A 24,719-nucleotide genomic window follows, 5' to 3' on the forward strand; every position below is an offset into this window, starting at 1 on the left:
GGGGAGGGTCNGCCGACCCTCCCCACAAGGGGGAGGGTAAAAAGGTGCTACATCCTCGTCCGTTCCGCCTTGGGATCGTACATCGGCTTCAGCGATGCTTCCGCCGCAAAACGCTCGCCGGCGATCTCTATCTCGTAGGACGAGGCCAGCACATCCGCCTCGCTCTCGCCCTGGCAGGGCACATAGCCCAGTCCGATCGCGCCGCCGAGATGGTGGCCGTAATTCCCCGATGTGATCGGGCCGACGATCTTGCCGTCGCGCAGGATCGCCTCGTTGTGGAAGAGCAGAGGCTGCGGGTCCTTCAGCCGGAACTGCACCAGCCGGCGCGACAGGCCGGCTTCTTTTTTCTTCAGCACCGCATCGCGGCCGATGAACTCGCCCTTGGCGGTTTTGACCGCAAAGCCGAGGCCGGCCTCCAGCACATTGTCCTCGTCGGTGATGTCGTGGCCGAAATGCCGAAACGCCTTTTCGATGCGACAGGAATCGAGCGTATGCAGGCCGCAAAGTTTCAGGCCGACATCCGCCCCCGCCTCATCGATCGCCTCGAAAACATGGGCAGCCTGGTCGGTAGAGACATAAAGCTCCCAGCCGAGTTCGCCGACATAGGTGACGCGGTGGGCGCGGGCGAGGCCCATGCCGATCTCGATCTCCTGGAAGGTGCCGAATGGATTGTTGTCGTTGGAGAAATCGTTGGGGCTGACTTTCTGGATCAGCTTTCGCGCATCCGGACCCATCAGGCAGAGCACGCTTTCTGCCGCCGTCACATCGGTGATGACAACGAATTCCTCGCCGACATGCCGCCGCAGCCAGGCGAGATCGCGTTGCAACGTCGCGCCCGGTACGACGAGGAAATAGGCCGTGTCCGACAGCCGCGACACGGTAAGATCGCTCTCGATGCCGCCGCGCTGGTTGAGCATCTGAGTGTAGACGATCTTGCCCGGCGCCACGTCCATGTCGTTGGCGCAGAGCCTTTGCAGGAACGCGCAGGCATCGCGGCCCTCGACACGGATCTTGCCGAACGAGGTCATGTCGAACAGGCCGACCTTGTTGCGGACCGCCAGGTGTTCCTCGCGCTGGTTGTCGAACCAGTTCTGCCGCTTCCAGGAATAGCGGTATTCGCGCTCTTGCCCTTCGCGGGCGAACCAGTTGGCGCGCTCCCAGCCGGCGACTTCGCCGAAGACCGCGCCGCGCGCCCTCAGGTGTTCATGCAGGGGCGATCGCCTGACATTCCTGGACGTTGCCATCTGCCGGTAGGGGAAATGGTCGGCATAGAGCAGGCCGAGCGTCTCGGAGACCCGCTCCTTGAGATACCTACGGTTCTTCTGGAATGGCTGGGCGCGGCGGATGTCGACTTCCCAGAGGTCGAAGGGCGCTTCGCCGTCATTGATCCACTGCGCCAGCGCCATGCCGGCGCCGCCGGACGAGACGATGCCGATGGAATTGTAGCCGGTCGCCATCCAGTAGCCCGACAGCTCCGGCGCTTCGCCGAGATAGTAGCGGTCGTCGGGGGTAAAGCTTTCGGGGCCGTTGAAGAAGGTGTGAATGCCGGCGGTTGCCAGCATCGGCATGCGATTGACGCCCATTTCGAGGATCGGCTCGAAATGCTCCATGTCCTCCGGCAACTGGTCGAAGCAGAAATCCTCGCTTATGCCGTCCATGCCCCAGGGCTTGGCCACCGGCTCGAAGGCGCCGAGCATCATCTTGCCGGCGTCTTCCTTGTAGTAGGCGCATTCATCGGGAACGCGCAGCACCGGTAGACGACCGAGCCCGGGGATCGGCTCGGTGACGAGATAAAAATGTTCGCAGGCATGCAGCGGGATGGTGACGCCGTTCTGGGCGCCGAGCTCGCGCGCCCACATGCCGGCGCAGTTGACGACGATGTCGGCCTCGATCGTGCCCTGGTCGTCGCCTTGCGCCCACGACACACCGGTGACGCGACCGGCCTTGGTATGGACCTTGGTGACCTTCACATTCTCGACGATGGCGGCGCCACGCTGGCGGGCGCCCTTGGCCAGCGCCATGGCGATGTTGGCCGGATCGCACTGGCCGTCGAGCGGCAGATGCACGGCGCCGACCACATCGGACACGTTGAGATGCGGGTACATCTCCTTGACTTCACCAGGCGAAATCTCGCGCACATCGACATCGAAGGCGCGGGCGAGCGAGGCCTGCCGATAAATCTCGTGCTTGCGCTCCTCAGTCAGCGCCACGGTGATCGAGCCGACCTGGCGCATGCCGGTGCCGACTTCCGTTTCGGCTTCCAGCTTGACGTAGAGGTCGGCCGAATATTTGGCCAGCCGCGTCATGTTCTGCGAGCCGCGCAGCTGGCCGATCAGGCCGGCGGCGTGCCAGGTCGTACCCGAGGTCAGCTGCTTGCGTTCGAGCAGCACGATGTCGGTCCAGCCGAGCTTGGCCAGGTGGTAGGCGACCGAACAGCCGGAGACACCGCCGCCGATAATAACCGCGCGGGCCTTGGTGGGAATGCTTCTGGTCATGCGGCCTCGCGGCGATAGCCGGATGCGAAGCGGCGCAGGCGTTTTGCGGCTTCCTGAAGCACCGGCTCCGGTTGGCAGAGGCTGATGCGGATGTGGCCGGCAGCGGCCTTGCCGAAGCTGGAACCCGGCATGACGCCGACACTCTCCTGGTCGAGAAAGGCCCAGGCGAATTTCTCGTCGTCGGGCTCGACTGCGGAGATGTCGAGCATGACATACATGCCGCCCTCGGAGCCGTGCACGCTGATATTGTTCATGCCGCGCACGGCGTCGAGCAGGACGGTGCGGCGCGCCGCATAGCGTTCGGCGATCTCCCTGACGCCAAAGCGGTTCTCCAGCGCCTCGGCGCAGGCGATCGAGATGAAGGCCGGCAGGCCGTAGGTCGTCACCAGATTGAGATTGGTCAACAGCGTGATCATCTGCGCTGGGCCGGTCAGCCAGCCCATGCGCCAGCCGGTCATGCCATGGCTCTTGGACATCGAATTGATGACCAGCGTGCGCTCCGCCATGCCGGGCAGGCCGCGCGGCGAGATGTGCTCGCCGCCGCCGAGCGTCCAGTAGACCTCGTCCGACAGCAGCCAGAGATCGTGCTCGCGGCAGATCTCGGCCAGCTCTTCCAGACGCTCACGCGAATAGACGGCGCCGGTCGGGTTGTTCGGCGTGTTGATCAAAATGGCGCGCGTGTTGGGCTTGAGCGCCGCGCGGATCATCTCGGCGTGCGGCTGGAAACCGTCTCCGGCCGGCGTCTCGACGACGGTGAAGCTGGCGCCGGCGGCGCTGAAGGTGTTGGGATAAGTCGCGTAGTAGGGCGCCACCACGATAGCGTGGTCGCCCTGGTCGAGAACGGCCTGCACCGCCGCGTAAAGGGCGGCCTGACCGCCCGGCGTGGCGATCACCTGGTCGGGGCTCGTCTCGACCCCGGTGCAGGCGGTCGAGGCCGCCGCCATCGCCCTGCGCAGGCGCGGAACGCCGGGAAGCGGGGTGTAGTGGTGGTTGCTGCCGCGAACCGCCGTCACGCAGGCTTCGATGGTCTGGCTCGGCGTATCGAAATCATGGTCGCCGACCGACAGCATGATGATGTCCTGGCCCGCCTCCTTGCGGGCCCATGCCTCGGTGTGGACCTCCCAGCCATCCTTGCCCGAAGGCACGATGCCGGAAATGCGCGATGACGGTCTGGGCATCAGGATACTCCCGAGATTTCGTGGCCGGCCTGTTCGAGCCAGTCGCGCAAGGCGGCGATGTGGGCAGGGCCGACTTCGCAGCAGCCGCCGACGATGGTGGCGCCAGCGGCGACCCAGCCGAGCGCCTGGTCGGCATAGGCATCCGGATCAAGGTCGTGGCGTGCGTGCAGCACTTCGACCGTTCCGCCATGCTTGAGCGCTTCGACAGAGGTGAAGCCATTGGCATAGGCGCCGACCGGGCCGCCGAGAGCAATCAATTCGGGCAGTGCCGCGGCGATAGCTTCTGGCCGGCAGCAATTCACCAGGCGCGCTGCAACCGTCAGGCCGTCGAGGGCGCCCGCCGCTGCCGCTATTGTTTCGCCGCTGCGCAGGCGCGGCGCGCCGTGATCGGCGAGCGTCCAAGACACCCAGACAGGTTTGCCGCTTTCCGACGCAGCGGTAACGGCCGCACGGCCTTCCTCGGCTGAGGCCATGGTCTCGCACAGGAACAGGTCGACGCCATCGGCCTGCTCGGCGACGATGCGGCGATAGATGTCCAGCGTCTCCTGGAACGATATGGTCAGCGCCGGCGCATAGCTGCCGAACAGCGGTGACAGGCAGCCGGCGATCGCTGCATCGCCTGCCTCGTCGCGTGCCTGTCTTGCCAATTCGATGCCGCGCTTCTGCAAGGGCTTGAAGAGGTCTTCTGCTCCTTCCCGCGCGAGCCGCTCCGGCGTTGCCGAATAGGTGTTGATGGTGATGACGCGAGCGCCGGCCCGGATGAATTCGGCATGCAGGTCACGCACCAGATCCGGCTCGTCGATCAGCACCCTGGCCGACCAGAGCGGCGTCGGCTCGGAGCTGCTGCGGCGGACCAGTTCCTGGCCCATGCCGCCATCGGTGAGAATGACTTTCTTCATGCTCTCAGTCTTTCGTTTTTCGGATCCCACAGCGGCTCGTCTTTCTGCACGACTGCCGTGAAACGATCACCGAAGATTTCAATCTCGATCGCGGTATCGGGTTCAGCCAGGTCGGCGCGCAGCATGCCGAGCGCGATCGATTTGTCGATGCGATGCCCCCAGCCGCCGGACGTCGTCTCGCCGACGATCTTGCCGTCATGCCAGAGCGTCGACACGGACGGCGCGTCGCAATCGCCGGGGTTTTCGACCACCAGCGTGACGAAGCGCTTCTTCACGCCTTGCTGTTTTTCGTTCTGCAGGGCTGCCTTGCCGCGGAAGTCGGGCTTGTCCCATTTGACGAAGCGCTCGAGCCCGCCCTGCAGGACCGTATAGTCGGTCGACAGGTCGCCCTTCCAGGTCCGGTAGCCCTTTTCGAGGCGCAGCGAATCCAGCGCGTACATGCCGAACGGTTTCAGACCGTGTTTTTGTCCCGCCGTCCAGACGGCGTCGAAGATGGCGGCGGTGTCTCCCACCTTGGTGTGGATTTCCCAGCCGAGTTCGCCGGCGAAGGATACCCGCACCAGCTTCGCCCAGCGGCCGGCGATGGTGGTTTCCTGATGCGTCAGCCAGGGCAGCGAGAGATCCGCGCCACAGACCTCGGCCAGGATCTTGCGCGAACTGGGGCCGGCGAGGATTTGCGTCGAATAGTCTTCGGTCCTGTCGGTGAGGGTGAAAGTTGCGTCCTTCGGCAGGCGCGACTTCAGCCATTCGAAATCGTGCCACTGCGCTACCGCCGCGGTGATCAGAGTCATCTGCTCTTCGCCATGGCGCACCACCGACATCTCGGTGACGATGCGGCCTTTGTCGTCGGCGAAATAGGCGAGGCCGATTCGGCCGGGCTTGGGCACCAGGCCGGTGACCTGCAGCGCCAGCCATTCGGCTGCGCCAGGACCTTCGAGGTTGAAGCGCGAGAAGCCGGGCAGGTCCAGAATGCCGGCGGCGTCGCGCACCGCCAGGCATTCTTCGCGCACGCGGTGCTGCCACGGCCCGTCGCGGCGGAAGGTGAGTGTTGCTTCTTCCGACGTGTCGTCACCGGGTTGCGCATACCAGGTGGCACGCTCCCAGCCATTATAGGCGTCGAACTGGGCGCCGAGTGCCTTGATGCGATCGTGGATCGGCGACAGCTTGCGGTCGCGCCCGGCCGGCCAGGCATGGCGCGGAAACTGGATGGCGTATTCGTTGCCGTAGATCTCCATACCCTTGGCGACGCTATAGTCGGGGGCGGCCGCAAATGAGGTGAAGCGGCGCGGGTCGCAGGACCACATGTCCCATTCGGTCTGGCCTTGCGTCACCCATTCGGCCAGCACCTTGCCGGCACCGCCGCCCTGGGCGATGCCGAAGGTGAAGACACAGGCCTCGAACGCATTGGGAACGCCGGGCATCGGACCGATCAGCGGATTGCCGTCCGGCGCGTAGGGGATCGGCCCGTTGATCACCTTGGACAGGCCGGCAGTGCCCAGGATCGGCACGCGGGCTACGGCATCGGCAAGGTAGTGCTCGAGACGGTCGAGATCGTCGGGGAAGAGCTGGAAGGAAAAATCCTCCGGCATCGGGTCGTGGTGGGTTGCCCAATGCGCGCGGCAATTGCGCTCATAGGGGCCGAGATTCATGCCGTTCTTTTCCTGGCGCAGATAGTAGGAGGTGTCGACGTCGCGCAGCAGCGGCAGCTTCTTGCCCTGCTCCTTCGACCACGCCACCAGTTCGGGGATTTCCTCGAACAAGATGTACTGATGGCTCATCACCATCATCGGGACGTCGCGGCCGAACATTTTGCCGACTTCCGCGGCTCGGTAGCCGGCGGCGTTGACGACGATCTCGCAACGGATCTCGCCTTGCGGCGTCTCGACAACCCATTCGTCGTTCTCGCGGCGCACACCTGACACCGGACAGAAGCGGACGATTCTGGCGCCCATGTCGCGCGCACCCTTGGCCAGTGCCTGCGTCAGCTGCGCGGGGTCGATGTCGCCGTCGTTCGGATCGTAGAGCGCGCCTTTCAATTCATGCGTCTCGATGAAGGGATAGCGGCGCTTGATCTCGTCGGGGCCGACGATGTCGATGTCCATGCCCTGGTAGCGGCCCATGCCCTTGGCGCGCTGGAACTCCTGCATGCGCTCCTTCGTGTGGGCGAGGCGGAGCGAGCCGGTAACGTGGTAGTTCATGGGATAGTCGACGGCATCAGCCAAGCCGCGATAGAGCTCGGTCGAATAGCGCTGCATGTTCATCAGCGACCAGGACGACGAGAAGGTCGGCACATTGCCGGCGGCATGCCAGGTCGAGCCCGATGTCAGCTCGTTCTTTTCAAGCAGCACGCAATCGGTCCAGCCCGCCTTGCAAAGGTGGTAGAGCGAGGAGGTGCCGACGACACCGCCTCCGATGATCACCACGCGTGCCGTGGTCGGCAAACCGGCCATATTCTTCTCCCAAACCTGAAGCGCGCTGCGCTTCTATTTTTTGCTTGATGCATGTCGTTGTCCCAAAACCGCTGCACACTTTTGGGCGACATGCATTCAATAAACAGGCGGCGAAACCACCCAGATGATTACGGCCGGCTCGCTGCCGGGATTGCGCCAGCGGTATGGCTTGCGCTCGAAGCGGAACGAATCGCCTTCGCCGAGCCGGTGCCAGACGCCGGCTATCTCGATCTCGAAAATGCCAGAGGCGATGTAGCCGGCTTCCTCGGTTGGCCGCAGCTGCTCGCTCTTCATCTCGGCGCCCGGCGCGAAGATCGAACGCACCATCTCGAAACTACCGCCGAGATCGGGCGACAGAAGCTCCTCCACCAGGCCGGATTCGCTTGTGCCAAGCGTGCGCCGGCTGCCGGCGCGCACTACAACGCCGCGCTCCTTTTCGATCGGCACGTCGTGGCTGAAGAACAGGCTGAGTGGCACGCCGAACAGGTCTGCGAAGGCCCTGAGGTCGCCAAGCGAAGGGATAGACAGGCCGCGCTCGACCTGGCTGACCCAGCCGACGGAGCGACCAAGCTTCAGCGCGATCTCAGCCAGCGTCAGCCCGCGCGCCTTGCGCAGCGCACGGATGTCACTCGCCAGCAGGCGCTCGTCAGGTCCCTGCAATGTTTTGGGGATAGCTGGGGCCAAAACGCTCACTTGATGAAAAACTGGAAATGAATTTCATGAGAGCTCATGTCCGTGAAAAAATCAAGCGAATTTTCATGGACACACAAGATTTGCTTGCGCGATTTTGGCGGTTCATGCAAAGGCTCTGGCACGAGCGGCGGGTGTGGGAATGCGGGTCGGCGACCAAGGATTGAAATCTGCGCAAGGTCTTTTCCGATAGCCGGTTCGGCTTTCGAAGTGTGCGCAAAGGGACGGCCCATGCTGGAAAAAAACGGCCTGGCAGCGCATAACGCGGCTGTTGTCGACGAGGCGATCATCTCGCGCCGTTCAGTGCGCGCCTTCCTGCCCGACATGGTCGATGACGAGACGATCCGAGCCATTCTTGGCGTCGCCGCGCGCGCGCCTTCGGGCACCAATATGCAGCCCTGGCGGGTCTATGTCGTCAAGGGAGAGGTCAAGCAGCAGATCACCAATGCCATCCTGAATTCCGGTATCCGCGCCGAAAAGGCCGATTGGGACGAGTATCGCTATTACCCCACTCAGTTCTTCGAGCCGTATCTCACCCGCCGCCGCGCCAACGGTTTCGGGCTCTATGGGGCACTCGGCATCGGCCGCCGCGAGGTCGACAAGATGCGCGCCCAGCACGACCGCAACTTCGTCTTCTTCGACGCGCCGGTCGGCATGATCTTCACCATCGACCGGCGGCTGAACCAGGGCTCGTGGATCGACTACGGAATGTTCCTGCAGAACATCATGGTGGCGGCGCGAGGCAGGGGCCTGCACACCTGCCCGCAGGCCGCCTTCGCGCCCTATCACCGGCAGATCCGGCCGGTGCTCAACATCCCCGACGAGGAGATCGTCGTCTGCGGCATGGCGCTCGGCCTCGAGGATACGTCGAAACCCGAAAACGACTTCCGCACCGACCGCGTGCCGCTGGAAGAGTGGGTGACGTTCAGCGGCTAGGCCTCGGCTACCGGGGCCTTATTCCACGTTCATCTGCGCGCCATGGCCGCTGACATGGGCGCCGTCCTGCGGTGTCAGTCTGAGATAGGCGATCAGCGCGCACAAAGTGATGACGCCCTCGACCACGAACAGGATGCGGAAATCGTTGGTCACCGCCGGCCTGCCGCCAGCCAGGAACGACAACAGCGCCGCCGCCAGGCCGACGCTGATCGCCACCCCCAACTGCCACAGTATGTAGTAGAGCGCGCTGAAGCGGGCGAGCTGGTCGGGCGCGATGTCGGAATAGGCGAGATTGCCGGTCGAAGCCCATTGCGCCGAGCGCAGGACACCGAAGGCGGAGATATAGGCAAGCACGATCCAGACGGGCGTTGTTGCCTCTATCAAGGCGAAGCCCGCAACCATGGCGGCAACGATCGGCGTGTTGACAACCAGCACACGGCGAAAGCCGAAGCGGTTGAGCAGGCGCGGCATGAACACACGCATGATCAGCGAGCCGATTGCGGCAACGAAAGTCAGCGATCCCGCCTGCACCGCGCTCATGCCAAAGCCGAGCTGGAACATCAGCGGCAGCAGGAAGACGACCGAGCTGAGGCCGATCGTGTCCAGTCCGCCGCCTGTGAGGAAGGAGATGCGAAAGGTGCGGATGCGCAGGAGTTTCAGGTCAAGCAAAGGGTTGCAGGCGCGCAGGCAGTGGAAGGAGGCAAGCGTCAGGATGACGATCGCCAGCGTCAGCTCGGCCGCGATCATGCTGCCGGCGGCGTCTTTCGCCGCAAGCGAATCCATGCCGAAGACCAGCAGGACCATGCCGCTGCCGACCAGCAGGAAGCCCGGGAAATCGAACGGCGTGCGCACCGGTTTGGTAACAGTCGGAAACAGCGAGGCGGCAAGAACGGCCGCCGCCAGCGCGAACGGCACGTTGAAGAAGAAGATCCAGCGCCAGGAGATATAAGTCGTCAGGGCGCCGCCGACCAGCGGGCCGACCAGCGGTCCGGACTGGCCGGCCAGCGAAATATACATGTTGATCTTCAGCGTGCGGCTGCGCGGGAAGGTCGACAGGATGACGACATGGCCGAGCGTCCCCATCAAGGCGCCGCCGAAGCCTTGCAGCGCGCGGGCGCCGACCAGCGTCCAGATGTCGTTGGACAGGCCGCACAGCGCCGATGACGCGGCGAACACCAGCAAGGCGAAGCAGTAGACATTGCGCAGGCCGAAGCGGTCGGCGGCCCAGCCGCCGAGCGGCATCGAGATGATCAGGCTGGCGACATAGACGGTGATCAACAGGCCGAGCTGGCTCGGCGGCCGGCCGAGGCTGTCGCTGATGCCGGGCAGGGCGGTGACCACGACATTCTGGTCGAGGCTGGTCATGAACACGCCGCAGGCGACCGTGAGCGGCAGCAGGAGCAAGGCTCTGGCCGACACATCGGCGCAATCTGTGGCGCCGGCGGATAGTTCTGCGGTCATGGGGATGTTCGAACCAAACGACGATGCCGACTCTGAGACGGGATCTTTTTAATCCCCTGGGCCGGTTGGGCCACGTTCCCCACCATGGGCTTCCATTGGAGCATTCTCTAGCGGCAGAACCGGCTGGCCTTGAGGCCAGAACGGCTTTTGGCCCTACTGAACCTCGTAGCCGACCTCCTCGCTGGCATGGCAGAGCGCCTTCCAGAACGAGCGGGCGAAGGAGCGGAAGACATAGATGTCGAACTGGTCGGCGCCGGTGCGCTGGATCTGCGCAAAGACGTCGTGATGGGTGGTCGAACGGCCGGAGCCTGTGGGGAAGGCGGGCAGGGCGAAGTCGATGGCGAAGAATTTCGCCAGCACCCATTCGGCCTTAGGGCCGGCGATGCGGATAGCGGTGCGGCCATGCGACAGGTCGGTGATCGTGCCGATTGCCGGGGTTACGTCCCCGGCAAAACTCGCCGCCAGGCCCTCGGCCTCGTCGACGACTGTGAATTTTCCAGGCGCGAAACCGAACACGGCCTTGCCGTCCTTGGCAACGCCGCCGCCGGCGCCATCGGGCAAATCGAGGCCGGTGACCTTGCGGATCGCTTCGATCAGCTGCTTTTCCGCGCCCGGCCATGCGGCCAGCTGCAGAATCGAGCCTGGCCTGATTTCGGTCAGAATGACATCGACGCCATGCTCGAAGTTGCCGTGCGAACCCGGATGGGACACCGGCTCGAGCGGCGAGAGGCGCTCGGGTGATTGGCGTTCGGGTGATTGGCGCTCAGCCATGCATGCGGCTCCCGTCCGGGTCGTAGAAATAGTTGGAGACGATCTCGACCGGCCCGAACCGCTTGCGCAGCGGATCGGAGACGAATGCCCGGGTGCCATGGCGCGCCTTGCCGCCCTCGACCAAAGCCAGCGCGATGTGCTTGCCCAGCGCCGGCGAATAGCAGCAGGCGGTGATGTGGCCGATGGAATCGTGCGGATTGGCTTCGTCCAGTTCCTCGACGAGGTGGGCGCCGCCATTGAACGGCCGGTTGTCGAGCGAGACTAGGCCGACCAGCTGCAGCCGCTCGGGCGCGATCAGGCCTTCGCGGTCCATCATCGCCGAGCCGATGAACGGCTTCTTCTTCGACAGCATCCAGTCGAGATGCAGGTCGCGCGCCGTAGTGCGCCCGTCGATCTCCGCGCCGGTGACATGGCCCTTTTCGATGCGCATCGTGCCCAACGCCTCCAGCCCGTAGGTGACCAGGCCGAACGGCTTGCCGGCTTCGACAAGGGCTTGCCAGACATGGGTGCCGTAGCCGGCGCCGCAATAGACCTCGAAGGCCATTTCTCCGGAGAAGGACAGCCGGCAAATCATCACCGGCACGCCTGATATCTCGCCGCGCACGATGCCCATGAAGGGCAGGGCCGTGTTGTCGACGGCGGTGCCGGTGACACAGGCGGCGAGGATGGCCCGCGCCTTCGGCCCGCCGATGGCCGCGCCCGCCCATTCGTCGGTTACCGAGGTGACATGCACTTTGAGTTCCGGCCAGATGACGTCGAGGAAATATTCCAGATGCTGCATCACCTTGCCGGCGTTGGCCGTGGTGGTCGTCATCAGGAAATCCTGTTCGCCAAGCCGCCAGGTGGTGCCGTCGTCGAAGGCCAGCCCGTCCTCGCGCAGCATCAGGCCGTAGCGGGCCTTGCCGACGGGGAGGGTGGAAAACATGTTGGTGTAGACGCGGTCGAGGAATTCGCCCGCATCCGGCCCCTGAACGGCGATCTTGCCCAGCGTCGAGACGTCGACGATGCCGGCGCTTTCGCGCGTCGCCCTGGCTTCACGGACATAAGCCTGCTCGACCGTCTCGCCGGCAAGGCCGTAGATCATTGGTCGATACCAGAGGCCAGCGGAATACATCGTTGCGCCATTGGCGAGGTGCCAGTCATGCATGGGCGTCAGGCGCTCGGGTTTCAGATCGCCGAAGCGTTCGGCGGCAAGCGAGCCGATCGACACCGCGGAATAGGGCGGGCGGAAGCGCGTCGTTCCGACTTCGGGGATCGGTTTGCCCAACGCCTCGGCCATGATGGCGAGGCCCGGAACGTTGGAGTTCTTGCCCTGGTCGGTCGCCATGCCGAGCGTGGTGTAGCGCTTCAGATGCTCGACGGAGACAAAACCTTCGCGATGCGCCAGCCGCACGTCTTCGGCAGTCACGTCATGCTGGAAGTCGACGAAGCTTTTTCCCTTGGCTTTGATCTCGAACACCGGCGCCGGATCGGGGTTTCCCGGGGCTGCTTCGACATCCGGCAAAGCTGCCGGCGCAGCCGCTCCGCCCGCGGCGGACAGGCCGGCTGCACGGCCCTCAGTGATGGCTTCGACGGTCGAAAAGCTGCCGTTGAAAGCGCCGGCGCCAATCCATTGCCGCGTCGGTTTCGGCGGCAGGAAGGCCTGGCGGGCAGGGTTCCATTCGGCTCTGGCACCGGCCTGGCTGGCGAGATGGATGGTCGGCGACCAGCCGCCCGACATCAGCAGGCTATCGGCGTGGATGCTGCGGGCGTCACCGCTGAGCGCGCCCGAGTTCATGTCGAAGCGCTGCACCTTCAGGCCGGAGAGCGCCTTGCCGCCCTCGGTGGCGACCACGGCATGGCCGGAGAGGATTTCGGCTTCGGCCTCGGTGGCGAGGCTGCGCATCTCGGCCGAAAGCTCGGGGCGCACGTCGATGATGGCGACAATAGCCGCGCCCGCCTTCCTCAGCGCCAGCGCCGAGCGATAGGCGCTGTCATTGTTGGTGAACAGCGCGACCCTGTCGCCGGGCAGCACGCCATAATCACTAACATAGCGCTCGGCGGCATGCGCCAGCATGACGCCCGGCCGGTCATTGCCGGGGAATACAAGCGGCCGCTCGAAAGAGCCGGTGGCCAGCACCACCGTTTTGGCGCGGATCGCCCAATAGCGATGGCGAGGCTCGCCCTTGCCGGGCGTCTCCTTATGGGCGGTGACGCGCTCGAGCGCGGCTAGCGTGTTGCCGTCATAATAGCCCCACACCGTGGTGCGCGGCAGCAGGCGGACCGTGTCATGGCCTTCGAGCTGGCTGACGGCGCGCGCCGCCCAGTCGGCGGCCGGCGTGCCGTCGATGGCCTCGCCGGACCAGTTGGCCGAGCCGCCGAAACGCGGTTCGAGCTCGGCCAGGATGACGCGAGCGCCCTGGTCGGCAGCGGCCTTGGCGGCTGACAGGCCGGCCGGGCCGGAGCCGACCACCAGCACGTCGCAAAACGCGTTCATGCGCTCGTAGCGCGAGGTGTCGGCGGCAATACCGGCGCGGCCCAGGCCGGCGGCGCGGCGGATGAAATGCTCGCAGAACATCCAGAATCTGGTGCCCTTCAGCGGGCCGAAGACCGGACCCATGAAGGTCTTGTAGTAGAAGCCGGCGGCCAGGAGCTTGCCGCCGAGCTGGTTGATGGCGTTGACGTCCCAGGCGAGCGAGGGAAAGCGGTTCTGGCTGACGGTCACCAGCCCGTCATAGATCTCGACCATGGTTGCGGCGATGTTGGGCTCGCGCACTTCGCCGCGCAGCACCGTCACCAGCGCGTTCGGTTCCTCGACGCCGGCCGAGAGCAGGCCGCGCGGGCGGTGGTATTTGAACGAGCGGCCGAAAAGCGTGACGCCGTTGGCAAGCAGCGCCGAGGCCAGCGTGTCGCCGCCATGGCCGGTGTAGGGCGTGCCGTCGAAGGTGAAGCGGATGGTGCGCATGCGGTCGACGCGGCCGCCGGTCTCGGTGCGGCGCGGGCTCACGACTTGTCTCCGGCCTTGTGCCGGGCGGCGGCATTGTGGTCGCGGGCGAAACCGGTGCTGGAAATCTCATGCGTGACCGTGTTGCGCACCATCCTCAGATGGGTGCGGCAGCCGCCCGAATGCTGCCAGATCTCATTGTGGTCGCCGGCCGGGTTCAGCCGATCGTAGACATAGGCGTTCCAGGCGTCGAGGTCCTGCGAGGCGGGCTGCGGGCGCTCGCGGTTGCCGTCGCCCTGATAGGTGAACTCGATGACGTCGCGCGGGCCGCAATAGGGACAAGTGATAAGCATTTGTTTGAACCCTAATGCAGCCGGGGCGTTGCGCCCTGGCCCTTGTCGTCAATCACCAGGCCGCGATAAAAACGGTCGAGCGTGAACGGCGCGTTGAACGCGTGCGGTTCGTCCTTGGCGATGGTGTATGCGAAGCACCAGCCCGAGGCCGGCGTGGCCTTGAAGCCCCCATAGCACCAGCCGCAGTTGAGATACATGCCGGGCAGCGGGCCGGTGGTGATGATCGGCGAACCGTCCATCGACATGTCGCAGACGCCGCCCCAGGAGCGCAGCATGCGTACACGCGCAAGGCCGGGAAACAGCGCCAGCATCTCGCTCATGACCTCGTCGACGATGGGCAGATTACCGCGCTGGGCGTAGCTGTTGTAGCCGTCGATGTCACCGCCGTAGACGAGGCCGCCCTTGTCGGACTGCGACATGTAGAAATGACCCATGCCGAAGGTCAGCACCGTGTCGACGAAAGGTTTCAGCGATTCGGTGACGAAGGCCTGCAGTACATGGCTCTCGATCGGCATCCTGTCGATGCCGGCAAGCTGCATCACCCGTCCGGTGCTGCCGGCCACCGCCACGGCGACCTTCTTGCCGCGGATCTCTCCGCGCGTCGTTTGCACGCCGGTGATGCGGTCGCCGTCGCGCAGGAAGCCGGTGACCTCGCAATTCTCGACGATGTCGACGCCGCGGCGGTCGGCGCCGCGCGCATAGCCCCAGGCAACCGCATCGTGCCGGGCGGTGCCGGCGCGCGGCTGCATCAGGCCGCCGACGATGGGAAAGCGCGCCGAGGCCGACATGTCCAGCGCCGGGACCAGGCGCGCGATCTCGGCGGTGCTCATCAGCTCCGCATCGACGCCGAGATGGCGCATGGCGTTGCCGCGCCTTGCCAAGTCGTCGAACTGGCCCGGCGTGTGAGCCAGATTCAGGCAGCCGCGCTGCGAGAACATGACGTTGTAGTTGAGGTCGTGCGACAGGTTCTCCCACATCTTCATCGAATGTTCGTAGAAGCGGGTGTTGGACGGCAAAAGGTAGTTGGAGCGCACCGCCGTGGTGTTGCGGCCGACATTGCCGGAACCCAGCCAGCCCTTTTCCAGCACCGCGACATTGGTGATGCCGTGCTCCTTGGCCAGATAGTAGGCCGTCGACAGGCCGTGGCCGCCGCCACCGATGATGATGACGTCATAGGAAGCCTTGGGGTCGGGCTTGCGCCAGGCCGGCTTCCAGTCCTTGTTTCCCTTGAGCGCGTTCGTGAGAAGCGAAAGGGCTGAATATTCCGCCATTCTTCATGTCATCCCTAGAGCATGATGCCGAAAAGTGTGAAGCGGTTTTCGGACGACATCATGCTCTATATCTTTGATTTTTAGAGCCGGATGATTTCATGTCCAACAGACCTGAAGCCATCCGGCTCGGGTGCGATGCGGCAGACTATAGAGCAGGCGGCGTGCGCAAAGCCAAGATTGCGCCATGGCTTTTCGACTGGCCGACTCCCGCAAGGCGCCCAACTGTCATGACTTCGCCACGACTTGCCCCACGGGATGAGCGTCTCTATCAAGGACCGCTTTAGAAGCGGCCTTTGCCGCCCTTTGAGTCGCCACCATTATGTCTTTTCGCTTCTTTCGCCTGATCTTGGTCCTCGCGCTCGTTGCCTTGGCGCCGCATTCGTTCGGCGCGATGGCGCAGGGGCTTGGCCAGGCGCCTGCCGGGCTGGTCGCCGACCAGCAGAAAATCCTGCAGGGTTTGACGACGAAAACCGACGCTCTGGAGAAGAAGGTCCAGGAGGACGGCGTCGACGACACCACCCTTGTCGAGATCCGCCTGCAGTTGGAAGAGCTGTCGCGCGCTGCGCTGAACAGCGCGCTGGCGTTTCGTTCGCGGCTGGGAGAGATCAATTCGAGGCTCGAGCAGCTTGGCGCCCCGCCGGCTGCCGGACAGCCCCCTGAACCGGACATCGTGACCGGCGAGCGCCAGGCGCTGGCGTCGGAAAAGGCGGAGATCAACGCCGTCATCGCCGGGGCGCAGAACCTGTCGATTCGCATCAATTCGCTGATCGAGAAGATCGGTAATATGCGCAGCGAGCTGTTTCGCAGCGGCCTAACCAAGCGCTATGTGCTGTCCGATGCACTGAGCCCCCAGGTGTTTTCCGACGCAAGGGACGAATACGCCAACTTCTACAGGGCGGTGTCATCGTGGCTGAGCTTTGCCTTCAAGTTCAAGTTCCAGGCGATGCTCGCGGCGACCCTCATGGCGCTTGCTTTGGCGGTGGTGCTTCTGGTCGGTGGGCGCCGCCTGTTTGGGCGCATCTTCGAGCCCGACGCGTCGGTTGAAGATCCGACATATCTCAGTCGCCTGTCGGTGGCGTTCTGGTCGACTTTGCTGCCGACGCTGGCGGTCAGCGCCTTCCTCGCCTCGACGGTGTTCCTGTACAACTACTACAATGTGCTGCGCGGCGACATAGGCGTTTTCCTCAACGCGCTGGCAGCCGTCATCGCCATAGTGTTCTGTGTCAACCGCCTGACCAATGCGGCTCTGTCGCCCAGCATGCCGAACTGGCGCCTGATCCAGGTCGAGACCGGCCCGGCGCGTTGGCTGGTGCGGCTGACGACGGCCATGGCAGTCGTCATCGGCATCAACAATTTCCTGTCGATCGTCAACGACAAGATGGGCTCGCCCCTGTCGCTGACGGTGGCCAGGAGTTTTGTCGCCACCGTCATCGTGGGCGTCATCCTGATCCTTATGGCGCTGCTGAAGCCTTACAAGGACGCCGACGGGCGCTGGCGCCCCTGGCCGGCCTGGCTGCGCTACACCTGTGTCGCGCTCGGCCTGTTCACGATTGCGGCGGCACTGTTCGGCTATATCGGTCTTGCCATCTTCGTCTCGTTGCAGGTCGTGGTCACCGGCACCATCCTGCTCACCGCCTATATCGGCTTCCTGTCGGCGCGCGAGATCGGCGAGGAGGGTGGTTTCGCCGGCACGTCCATCGGGCGCTGGCTGAAGACCAATTCCAGCTATGAGGACACCGCGCTCGACCAACTCGGCCTCGTCGTCAGCGTCGCCATCAACCTGATGATCGTGCTGGTGTTCCTGCCGCTGATCCTGTTGATGTGGGGCTTCCAGCCCGGCGATATCCAGGCCTGGGGCTATAAATTGGCGACAGGCGTCACCGTCGGTTCGGTGACGATTTCGGTCACCGGCATCCTCACCGGCATCGTCGTTTTCATCATCGGCTATTTCCTGACCCGCTGGTTCCAGGGCTGGCTCGACGGCTCGGTAATGGCGCGCGGCAAGGTCGATACCGGCGTGCGCAACTCGATCCGGCTGGCGGTCGGCTATGCCGGCGTCGCGCTCGCTGGGCTCGTCGGCATCTCGGCGGCGGGCATCGATCTCTCCAACCTGGCGCTTGTTGCCGGCGCACTTTCGCTGGGTATCGGCTTTGGCCTGCAGAATGTCGTGTCCAACTTCGTGTCCGGCCTGATCCTGCTCGCCGAGCGGCCGTTCAAGGTCGGCGACTGGATCGTCGCCGGCGACACATCAGGCACGGTCAAGAAGATCAGCGTGCGCGCCACCGAAATCGAGACCTTCCAGCGGCAATCGGTGATCCTGCCCAATTCGAACCTCATCAACAACGCCGTCGGCAACTGGACGCACCGCAACAAGCTCGGACGTGTGGAGATCAAGGTCGGGGTCGCATATGGCAGCGACGTCAAGCGGGTACACGCGGTCCTGCTTGAGATTGCGCGCGGCCATGCGCTGGTGCTGAAGAACCCGGAACCCTTCGTCCTGTTCACCAATTTCGGGCCGGCAGCACTCGAGTTCGAGATCCGCGTGTTCCTGGCCGATGTGCTGAACGGCGCCATCGTTCAGAACGATATCCGCTTTGCCGTTCTCGATGCTTTTGACGCCGAGCACATAGAAATCCCCTCGACGCCGCGCGCCGAGGTCAAGGTCAAGCAGACCGACGCATGGCCGATCGACGACGACAAGATCGAGGTCGAGTTCGCCGAGAAGGAGCAGGCGGAGGCCAGAGCCGCCGCCGAGGCGAAGCGGCTGGCCAAAACTGGTCGCAAGGCCCGCAAACCCGATCCCAGCTAAGGCCCCAAGCTCCTCCCAAACCAATTGCGGCATGAATGCGGCATTCAGTTGCGGTTCAGCTTGCATCTCCTATAAGCTCACATGCAAAGGCGAGAATGCCTTGCGAAATGCAACAGAGGCGGTGTGGAAACACCGATATTGCAAAATGTGGAAGTCGCTCGTCGTCGCCATCGCTCTTACCGCAGCGAGTGGCTCGGCCTTTGCCGCCAGCGCGGTCAACAAGGATGCTGAGACCCGTACGCTGATCGTGACGGAAGGCGGCGGCAAGACGGAGCTGGCGCTGGCCGCCGGCGAAACCGTGGAATTCTGCCCGAACGGCTGTTTCGTCACCTTGCCCAATGGTGACCTCGAGGCCCTGACCGGCTCGGAAACGGTCGAAATCTCAGGTGGCGTTGCCCGCATCAAGTAAAGTCGGCAAGCAGATGTAGTAAAGGCCGGGCAATGCCCGGCCTTTTATTGTTCGCGGTAGCGATTGCTTAACAATGACGCGGGAAATATCGTGGCGCCTACCGGCTGCAACCGTGCGTTTTAACGTTCAATACGCCGTTCCGCCGCTATACCGGTGCGAAGACGCCGAAACACGGCGCAACCGGTTATGAATAGGGCAGAACGGACATGGATGCGCGGTCGGACAAGAACGCAATCCCGCTTGCGGTCGACCTCGACGGCACGCTGATTGCGACCGATCTTCTTTGGGAAGGCCTGTTCATCCTGCTCAAGAAGAATCCGCTCTATGTTTTCCTGGTCCCGTACTGGCTGGCCGCCGGCCCGGCGCGGCTGAAACAAGCCATCGCCGACCGCATCGATATCGATCCGGCCTCGCTGCCCTATCGCGAAGCGCTGCTGCAGCGGCTGCTCGCCGACCATAGCGACGGACGCAAGATCGTGCTGGCGACCGGTACGCCACGCAAGTTCGCCGAGGCGATCGCGGCGCATCTGGGCGTCTTCGACTATGTGCTGGCGACCGACGGTCCCCACAACATGACCTCGGGCCGCAAGCGCGACGCGCTCATCGCCGCCTATGGCGACGGCGGTTTCGACTATGCCGGCAACAGCCGGCACGACGTCAAGGTTTTCGGAGCCGCACGCAAGGCCATCGTCGTGGCGCCCGACCGCCATGCGAAGCGCTGGCAGGCCGCGCATAGCGCCGAAAGGATGCCGGCGCCGAAAAGGACATTGAAGACATTCGTCAAGATGCTGCGCGTGCATCAGTGGCTGAAGAATTCGCTGATCGCGGTGCCGATGGTGCTGTCGCATGAATACTTCAACATCAACATGATCTGGCAATGCCTGCTGGCGTTCGTCTCCTTCAGCGCCGTGGCTTCCGCCATCTACATTCTCAACGATTTCTTCGACCTTGCGCTCGACCGCAAGCATCCGACCAAACGCAACCGACCTTTCGCCAGCGGCGCTTTGTCGATCCCGTTCGGTCTCGGCGCGATGGCGGTGCTGCTGGCGATCGGCATTGCCGCCGGGCTTCTGTTGCCGATCGAGTTCCTGGGCGTGCTCGCCGGCTATCTGGTGGTGACCACAGCCTATTCGCTGTCGTTCAAGCGCATGCTCCTGGCCGACGTACTGACGCTGGCGGGGCTATACACTGTGCGTGTGCTGGCAGGTGCTGCGGCGACCGGGGTCGAAGTCTCGTTCTGGCTGCTCGCCTTCTCGATTTTCTTCTTCCTGTCGCTGGCGCTGGTGAAGCGCTATGTCGAACTGCGCACCACAGCCATTCCGGTGGGCGAGCGCATTGCCGGCCGCGGCTACCGCATCGAAGACCAGGAGATCGTCGCCCAGGCAGGAATGGCGTCGGCCTTCTCCTCGGCGCTGGTGCTGGCGCTGTACATGGACAGCGTCGCGGTACGCGAACTCTATCCGCATCCCTGGCTGGTCTGGCCGCTGGCGCCGATCGTGCTGTATTTGACCATGCGGGTCTGGATCCTGGCGCGCCGCAACGAGATGAATGACGATCCGGTCATCTTCATCATTCGCGACTGGCGAAGCCAGATCGTCGTGGTGATCGGCGCCGCCCTTCTGGTCGCGGGAGGCTGGTAGGGGATGGCCGGCGAACGGTACCGGAGTTTTGGCCTCGCCACGCCGGCCGCAAAGCGAGCCATCGCGGCCGACGATGCCATCGCGCTGATGCGAAGCGGCAAGGCGACAAAGAACGCTCTGCTCGCCTATGGCAATGGCCGCTCCTACGGTGATTCCTGCCAGAACGGGCCAGGTGCGGTCGTGGACATGCGGCCGCTAAACCGCATCGGCGCCTTCAATGCCGAGACCGGCCTGCTCGAGGCGGAGGCCGGCGTGTTCCTCTCCGATATCATTGCGCACACTGCACCTTACGGTTTCTTTCCGACTGTCGTCCCAGGCACCCAGTTCGTCACCCTTGGCGGCGCGATCGCCAATGACGTCCATGGCAAGAACCATCACCGGCGCGGCACCTTTGGCTGCCATGTCGAGTCGTTCACGCTGCTGCGCTCGGACGGGCGGACCTACACCTGCTCGGCAACCGACAATGCAAGGCTGTTTGCGGCGACGATCGGCGGCATGGGGCTGACCGGCCTGATCCTGTCGGCCTCGATCCGGCTGATGCGGGTGCATTCGCTCGACATCGCCGAGAAGGTAACGCGGTTTGCCGATCTCGGCGAATTCTTCGAACTGGCCGAGGCCGCCGACCAGGCCAATGAATATGCCGTCGCCTGGATCGACCAGCTTGCCGGCGGCCATGGCCGCGGGCGCGGCCTGTTGTTGACAGGCAATCATGCCGAGTATGGCTCGCATGCGGCGTCTCGCGCCGGCTCCCGTTTTTCAGTGCCGTTCCAGCCGCCGTTCAATGTGCTCAACCGGCCGTTCCTCACCGCCTTCAACGCCGCCTATCGGTGGAAGAAGGGGCGCTCGCCGGGGCCGAGCCAAACCGGCTACCAGGGCTTTTTCTTTCCGCTTGATGGTGTCGGCGACTGGAATCGGCTGTATGGCCCGAAAGGTCTCTACCAGCACCAGAGCTTGGTGCCGGAAAATGTCGCGCGTCAGACCGTGCCGGCGCTGCTCGATGCGGCGCGACGGGCCGGGCAGGGCTCTTTCCTCACCGTGTTGAAGCGCTTCGGCTCGATCCGCTCGCCGGGGCTGCTGTCCTTTCCGCGGCCAGGCTTCACGTTGACGCTGGATTTCCCCAATCGCGGCGACAGGACGCTGGCCCTGCTCAGCGAACTCGACCGCATCACGGTCGCGGCCGGCGGCGCGGTCAACCCGTACAAGGATGCGCGCATGGGCGCTGATACTTTCGCGGCCTCCTTCCCGAATTGGCAGCGGCTTGAAGCGCTGCGCGACCCGGCTTTCGTGTCCAGTTTCTGGCTGCGGACGGCGAAAATGCTCAACGTCCGGCCAAGGCGTGTCGAGGCAGCTGAATAGGTACAATCCGAATAAGTCATGGTGAATAGATCGTAAGTTCCGTAGTTTACTCAAAGCATTGTCGTGACTTCACGAAATGTTTGCAGGTTAGTAATAGGACCGTTGCGAGTGGCGGGTGCAAAATATGAAATACATCGTCTTCATTCTGTTCACGGTCATGACCAATGCCGCCGCGCAGCTGATGCTGAAGCAAGGCATGATGTCGCTCGGTCCCATTTCGTTCGAAGGCACCAATCCGCTGTTGAGGCTGTTGCAGGTCGTTTTCAGCCCATGGGTGTTTCTCGGCCTGTGCACCTTCGTCATCTCGATGGCTTCGCATCTCTACGTGCTGTCCAAGGTCGAGCTCAGCTTTGCGTATCCGTTCCTCAGCCTTGCCTATGTCGCGGTTGCGATCTTCGCCTATTTCATCTTCCGCGAGGACCTCAATGCCTGGCGCATTGCCGGCATCGCCTTCATCTGCGTTGGCACCGTGCTGATCGCGCAAAGCGGTCGAGACTTGGGCGGGCGCGGGCATGACGACCAAACCGCTTCCATCATCCCCGACAAGATCCAGACAAACGAGATCGTTCGATGAGACATGTTATTTTCGGCGGCGACGGCTTCGTCGGCCGTCATCTTGCCCCGAAGCTTGTGGCCGATGGTGAAGAGGTTGTCGTTGCCGACATCGTCAAGAGCGACCTGACGCACTATCGCAACGTTCGCTTCGTCACCTGCGATGTCACGGATACGGCCTCGGTGGCCAACATCGGATTGAAGGCCGACGACATGATCTACAACCTGTCGGCCAAAATGCTGTCGCCGATCCAGGTGCGGGCCAAGCGTCACGACTTCTTCTTTCCGGTGAATTTCCATGGCACCGAACACATCATGCAGGCGATGGACAAGGCCGGCGCGTCCAAGCTCGTCCACTACACCACCGACATGATCTACGGCCATACGGTCACCCAGCCGATGACCGAGGAACATCCGGTCGCGCCGCTCGGCGAATATGGATGGTCGAAGCAGAAGACCGAGGAACTCGCCGCGCAATGGCGCAAGCGCGGCATGTCGATCTCGCTGTTTCGCCCGCGTCTGATCATCGGTCCCGGCCGGCTCGGGATCCTGGAAAAGCTGTTCAAACTGATCGACTGGAATTTTCCTGTGCCGATGATCGGCTCGGGCAAGAACCCCTATCAGTTCATCTCGGTGTTCGATTGCGCGGAAGCTGCCCGCTCGGCCTGGAAGGCAGGCGTGCCCAACCAGGCTTATAATCTGGGCTCCCTCAATCCGCCGCCGGTGAAGAAATTGCTGGGCGACCTGATCAAGCATGCCGGCTCGAAATCGCTGCTGATCCCGACGCCGGGCTGGGCGGTCAAGCGCACCCTCGACCTGCTCGATCTCATGAACATGCCGATCATGGATCCCGAACAATATCTGATCGCCGATGAGGAGTGCGTGCTCGACGTATCCAAGGCCGAGCGCCAGCTCGGCTGGGTGCCGCAATATCGCGACGAGGACATGCTGATCGCCGCCTACAGCGAATACCGCGCCAAGAAAGACGGGCTTGCCGTCACCGCCAATCATGTCCCCGCCGAATAAGTGGGACGACCAGGAGAACTCCGAAATGACCGTCATGGCCAAGCCTGAGCAGACGAACGCGCGCACCATGGTCGGCGCGCCGGCGTTGTCGCCTACCGCCATCGCCAAGCCCGACCTGATCAGCGTCGAGCAGGCGAAGGCGATGGATGTCGCGCGCATGACCGACCTGTTCAAGGCGCATCTCAATCCGGGCCAGCTGCATTTCATGAAGCTGCTCGGCTTCCACAAGATCAAGATCGAGCGTGCCGAAGGCATGTTCTACATCGACCAGAACGGCCGCAAGATTCTCGACTTCTTCGGCGGCTTCGGTTCGCTGGCCTTCGGCCACAACCATCCGCGCATCCTGGAGGCCAGGCGCAAATTCCAGGAGGAGAAGCGCCAGGAAATCGCCATCGCCTTCATGTCGCAATATGCATCGGCGCTGGCGCACAACATCGCCAAATGCTCGCCCGGCGATCTCGACATGGTATTTCTGGGCTCGTCGGGTTCGGAAGCGATGGAAGCGGCGGTGAAGCTCGCCGAGCGCGCCGCCGGGCCGAAGCGGCCGAAGGTCGTCTATGCCGAGAATTCCTTCCACGGCAAGACCAAGGGCGTGCTCGGCATCACCGACGGCCAGCTCTACCGCGCGGACTTCAAGATGGCTGAGAACACCGTGCGCATTCCGTTCGCCGATATCGAAGCGGTCGAGCGGCTGTTCCGCTCCGACCCGGAGGTCGGCGTCATCGTACTCGAGACCATCCAGGGCGGCGGCGGCATCATCCAGGCAGAGGCGCAATACTGGCAGAAATTGCGCGCGCTCTGCGACCACTATGGGGTGCTGTGGGTGGCTGATGAAGTGCAGTGCGGCTATGGCCGGTCCGGCCGCTTCTACGCCTTCGAACATTATGGCGTCGTGCCCGATGTGACGGCGCTGGCCAAGTCGCTCGGCGCAGGCAAGGCGGCGGTCGGCGCGATGGTCGCCCGGCGCGAGGTCTATATGAAGGCCTATGGCACGCCGAAGACGGCGATGATCCATGCCATGGCCACCTTTGGCGGCATGGGCGAGGCCTGCGTCACCGCGATCGAGGGCATCAACGTGCTCTATGATGAGGGGCTGATCGACAACGCCGCCACTGCCGGCGACTATCTGCTGCAGCGCCTGCAGGCGCTGAAGGAGAAGTACCCTAAGATCATCAAGGACGTGCGCGGCAAAGGCTTTATGATCGGGCTCGAGTTCCACGACTTCTCGCAGACCTTGCCGATGGTGCTACGTCCGATCGTCAGCGTCCTCGACGACAAGCTGAAGGGCTCGCTGTCGGGCTTCGTCGGCGCGCTGTTGTTGCGCGACTATGACGTGCTCGTCGCCTTCACCGAATACAACCGCAACGTCATCCGTCTCGAGCCACCGCTGATCTGCCAGCGCGAGCATGTCGACCGTTTCGTCGATGCTTTCGACAGCCTGCTGTCGCGCGGCATCGTGGGAATCGTCAAGGATTTCGTCAAAAGCCAAGTCCGTTAAAA

Annotated in this window: 18 protein-coding genes; 8 read left to right on the forward strand and 10 right to left on the reverse strand. The window is 63.7% G+C overall.

All coding sequences use genetic code 11. From position 1 onward, the window contains the following. Positions 1-47 precede the first annotated feature (47 nt). From X757_RS157785 to X757_RS157765, 5 genes are all read right to left on the reverse strand, one after another. On the reverse strand, positions 48-2,495 hold the full coding sequence (locus X757_RS157785) for an FAD-dependent oxidoreductase (RefSeq protein WP_023685238.1): 2,448 nt from the start codon (positions 2,493-2,495) through the stop codon (positions 48-50). Further along, entirely contained in the window at positions 2,492-3,673 is a 1,182-nt protein-coding gene (locus X757_RS157780) for a pyridoxal phosphate-dependent aminotransferase (RefSeq protein ID WP_023670766.1), read from the reverse strand. The genes X757_RS157785 and X757_RS157780 overlap by 4 nt, the downstream gene beginning before the upstream one ends. Further along, positions 3,673-4,572 carry a homocysteine S-methyltransferase family protein gene (locus tag X757_RS157775; protein ID WP_023725583.1) on the reverse strand — a complete coding sequence of 300 codons (900 nt, stop codon included), beginning with the start codon at positions 4,570-4,572 and terminating at the stop codon, positions 3,673-3,675. Before X757_RS157775 ends, X757_RS157780 begins: the two co-directional genes overlap by 1 nt. Beyond that, a complete protein-coding gene (locus X757_RS157770; protein ID WP_023725584.1) occupies positions 4,569-7,022 on the reverse strand; it encodes an FAD-dependent oxidoreductase in 2,454 nt (817 codons plus the stop codon). The genes X757_RS157775 and X757_RS157770 overlap by 4 nt, the downstream gene beginning before the upstream one ends. 96 nt (positions 7,023-7,118) lie before the next feature. Next, a complete protein-coding gene (locus X757_RS157765; protein ID WP_023725585.1) occupies positions 7,119-7,661 on the reverse strand; it encodes a helix-turn-helix domain-containing protein in 543 nt (180 codons plus the stop codon). Between the two features lie 282 nt (positions 7,662-7,943). On the opposite strand from X757_RS157765, the gene X757_RS157760 reads away from it, so the two are divergent. Beyond that, positions 7,944-8,648, forward strand: coding sequence for a nitroreductase (locus tag X757_RS157760; RefSeq protein WP_023725586.1), 705 nt, complete (start codon positions 7,944-7,946; stop codon positions 8,646-8,648). An 18-nt stretch (positions 8,649-8,666) separates the two neighbouring features. Here X757_RS157760 and X757_RS157755 read toward each other — a convergent pair whose 3' ends face one another. The 5 genes from X757_RS157755 to X757_RS157735 all read right to left on the reverse strand — a co-directional run bounded on the left by X757_RS157755 (position 8,667) and on the right by X757_RS157735 (position 15,427). Beyond that, positions 8,667-10,109, reverse strand: a complete 1,443-nt coding sequence (locus X757_RS157755; protein WP_023725587.1) for an MFS transporter — start codon at positions 10,107-10,109, stop codon at positions 8,667-8,669. A gap of 153 nt (positions 10,110-10,262) precedes the next feature. Beyond that, positions 10,263-10,880, reverse strand: a complete 618-nt coding sequence (soxG, locus tag X757_RS157750) for a sarcosine oxidase subunit gamma family protein (protein ID WP_023725588.1) — start codon at positions 10,878-10,880, stop codon at positions 10,263-10,265. Further along, on the reverse strand, positions 10,873-13,866 hold the full coding sequence (locus X757_RS157745) for a sarcosine oxidase subunit alpha (RefSeq protein WP_023725589.1): 2,994 nt from the start codon (positions 13,864-13,866) through the stop codon (positions 10,873-10,875). Before X757_RS157745 ends, soxG begins: the two co-directional genes overlap by 8 nt. Then, positions 13,863-14,156 carry a sarcosine oxidase subunit delta gene (locus X757_RS157740; protein WP_023725590.1) on the reverse strand — a complete coding sequence of 98 codons (294 nt, stop codon included), beginning with the start codon at positions 14,154-14,156 and terminating at the stop codon, positions 13,863-13,865. The genes X757_RS157745 and X757_RS157740 overlap by 4 nt, the downstream gene beginning before the upstream one ends. Before the next feature lie 11 nt (positions 14,157-14,167). Beyond that, entirely contained in the window at positions 14,168-15,427 is a 1,260-nt protein-coding gene (locus X757_RS157735; protein ID WP_023670368.1) for a sarcosine oxidase subunit beta family protein, read from the reverse strand. Between the two features lie 319 nt (positions 15,428-15,746). On the opposite strand from X757_RS157735, the gene X757_RS157730 reads away from it, so the two are divergent. The 7 genes from X757_RS157730 (at position 15,747) to X757_RS157700 (ending at position 24,717) form a co-directional block, all read left to right on the forward strand. After that, the gene (locus X757_RS157730) at positions 15,747-18,236 is read left to right on the forward strand and encodes a mechanosensitive ion channel family protein (protein ID WP_023670369.1); all 2,490 of its coding nucleotides are present in this window, start codon (positions 15,747-15,749) and stop codon (positions 18,234-18,236) included. 145 nt (positions 18,237-18,381) lie between these two features. Next, on the forward strand, positions 18,382-18,645 hold the full coding sequence (locus X757_RS157725) for a hypothetical protein (RefSeq protein ID WP_023670370.1): 264 nt from the start codon (positions 18,382-18,384) through the stop codon (positions 18,643-18,645). A 206-nt stretch (positions 18,646-18,851) separates the two neighbouring features. Then, on the forward strand, positions 18,852-20,285 hold the full coding sequence (locus X757_RS157720; protein WP_023681796.1) for a UbiA family prenyltransferase: 1,434 nt from the start codon (positions 18,852-18,854) through the stop codon (positions 20,283-20,285). 3 nt (positions 20,286-20,288) lie between these two features. Continuing rightward, complete coding sequence (locus tag X757_RS157715; RefSeq protein WP_023681795.1) at positions 20,289-21,641, forward strand: FAD-binding oxidoreductase; 1,353 nt, start codon at positions 20,289-20,291, stop codon at positions 21,639-21,641. Between the two features lie 124 nt (positions 21,642-21,765). Next, positions 21,766-22,215 (forward strand): EamA family transporter, encoded by a 450-nt coding sequence (locus X757_RS157710; RefSeq protein WP_023670373.1) that lies wholly within the window; start codon positions 21,766-21,768, stop codon positions 22,213-22,215. Next, a complete protein-coding gene (locus X757_RS157705; protein WP_023670374.1) occupies positions 22,212-23,219 on the forward strand; it encodes an NAD(P)-dependent oxidoreductase in 1,008 nt (335 codons plus the stop codon). The genes X757_RS157710 and X757_RS157705 overlap by 4 nt, the downstream gene beginning before the upstream one ends. A gap of 67 nt (positions 23,220-23,286) precedes the next feature. Further along, positions 23,287-24,717 (forward strand): aspartate aminotransferase family protein, encoded by a 1,431-nt coding sequence (locus X757_RS157700; RefSeq protein WP_245261312.1) that lies wholly within the window; start codon positions 23,287-23,289, stop codon positions 24,715-24,717. Positions 24,718-24,719 lie beyond the last annotated feature (2 nt).

The organism is Mesorhizobium sp. LSHC412B00, from assembly GCF_000503035.1.
In the GTDB taxonomy this organism is placed as follows: domain Bacteria; phylum Pseudomonadota; class Alphaproteobacteria; order Rhizobiales; family Rhizobiaceae; genus Mesorhizobium.

What these genes read in the sequence shown, in the direction of transcription:
- X757_RS157785 (WP_023685238.1), bottom strand. Translation starts at nt 2,495, where the DNA reads ATGACCAGAAGCATTCCCACCAAGGCCCGCGCGGTTATTATCGGCGGC.
- X757_RS157780 (WP_023670766.1), bottom strand. Translation starts at nt 3,673, where the DNA reads ATGCCCAGACCGTCATCGCGCATTTCCGGCATCGTGCCTTCGGGCAAG.
- X757_RS157775 (WP_023725583.1), bottom strand. Translation starts at nt 4,572, where the DNA reads ATGAAGAAAGTCATTCTCACCGATGGCGGCATGGGCCAGGAACTGGTC.
- X757_RS157770 (WP_023725584.1), bottom strand. Translation starts at nt 7,022, where the DNA reads ATGGCCGGTTTGCCGACCACGGCACGCGTGGTGATCATCGGAGGCGGT.
- X757_RS157760 (WP_023725586.1), top strand. Translation starts at nt 7,944, where the DNA reads ATGCTGGAAAAAAACGGCCTGGCAGCGCATAACGCGGCTGTTGTCGAC.
- X757_RS157755 (WP_023725587.1), bottom strand. Translation starts at nt 10,109, where the DNA reads ATGACCGCAGAACTATCCGCCGGCGCCACAGATTGCGCCGATGTGTCG.
- soxG (WP_023725588.1), bottom strand. Translation starts at nt 10,880, where the DNA reads ATGGCTGAGCGCCAATCACCCGAACGCCAATCACCCGAGCGCCTCTCG.
- X757_RS157740 (WP_023725590.1), bottom strand. Translation starts at nt 14,156, where the DNA reads ATGCTTATCACTTGTCCCTATTGCGGCCCGCGCGACGTCATCGAGTTC.
- X757_RS157735 (WP_023670368.1), bottom strand. Translation starts at nt 15,427, where the DNA reads ATGGCGGAATATTCAGCCCTTTCGCTTCTCACGAACGCGCTCAAGGGA.
- X757_RS157730 (WP_023670369.1), top strand. Translation starts at nt 15,747, where the DNA reads ATGTCTTTTCGCTTCTTTCGCCTGATCTTGGTCCTCGCGCTCGTTGCC.
- X757_RS157725 (WP_023670370.1), top strand. Translation starts at nt 18,382, where the DNA reads ATGTGGAAGTCGCTCGTCGTCGCCATCGCTCTTACCGCAGCGAGTGGC.
- X757_RS157720 (WP_023681796.1), top strand. Translation starts at nt 18,852, where the DNA reads ATGGATGCGCGGTCGGACAAGAACGCAATCCCGCTTGCGGTCGACCTC.
- X757_RS157715 (WP_023681795.1), top strand. Translation starts at nt 20,289, where the DNA reads ATGGCCGGCGAACGGTACCGGAGTTTTGGCCTCGCCACGCCGGCCGCA.
- X757_RS157710 (WP_023670373.1), top strand. Translation starts at nt 21,766, where the DNA reads ATGAAATACATCGTCTTCATTCTGTTCACGGTCATGACCAATGCCGCC.
- X757_RS157705 (WP_023670374.1), top strand. Translation starts at nt 22,212, where the DNA reads ATGAGACATGTTATTTTCGGCGGCGACGGCTTCGTCGGCCGTCATCTT.
- X757_RS157700 (WP_245261312.1), top strand. Translation starts at nt 23,287, where the DNA reads ATGGTCGGCGCGCCGGCGTTGTCGCCTACCGCCATCGCCAAGCCCGAC.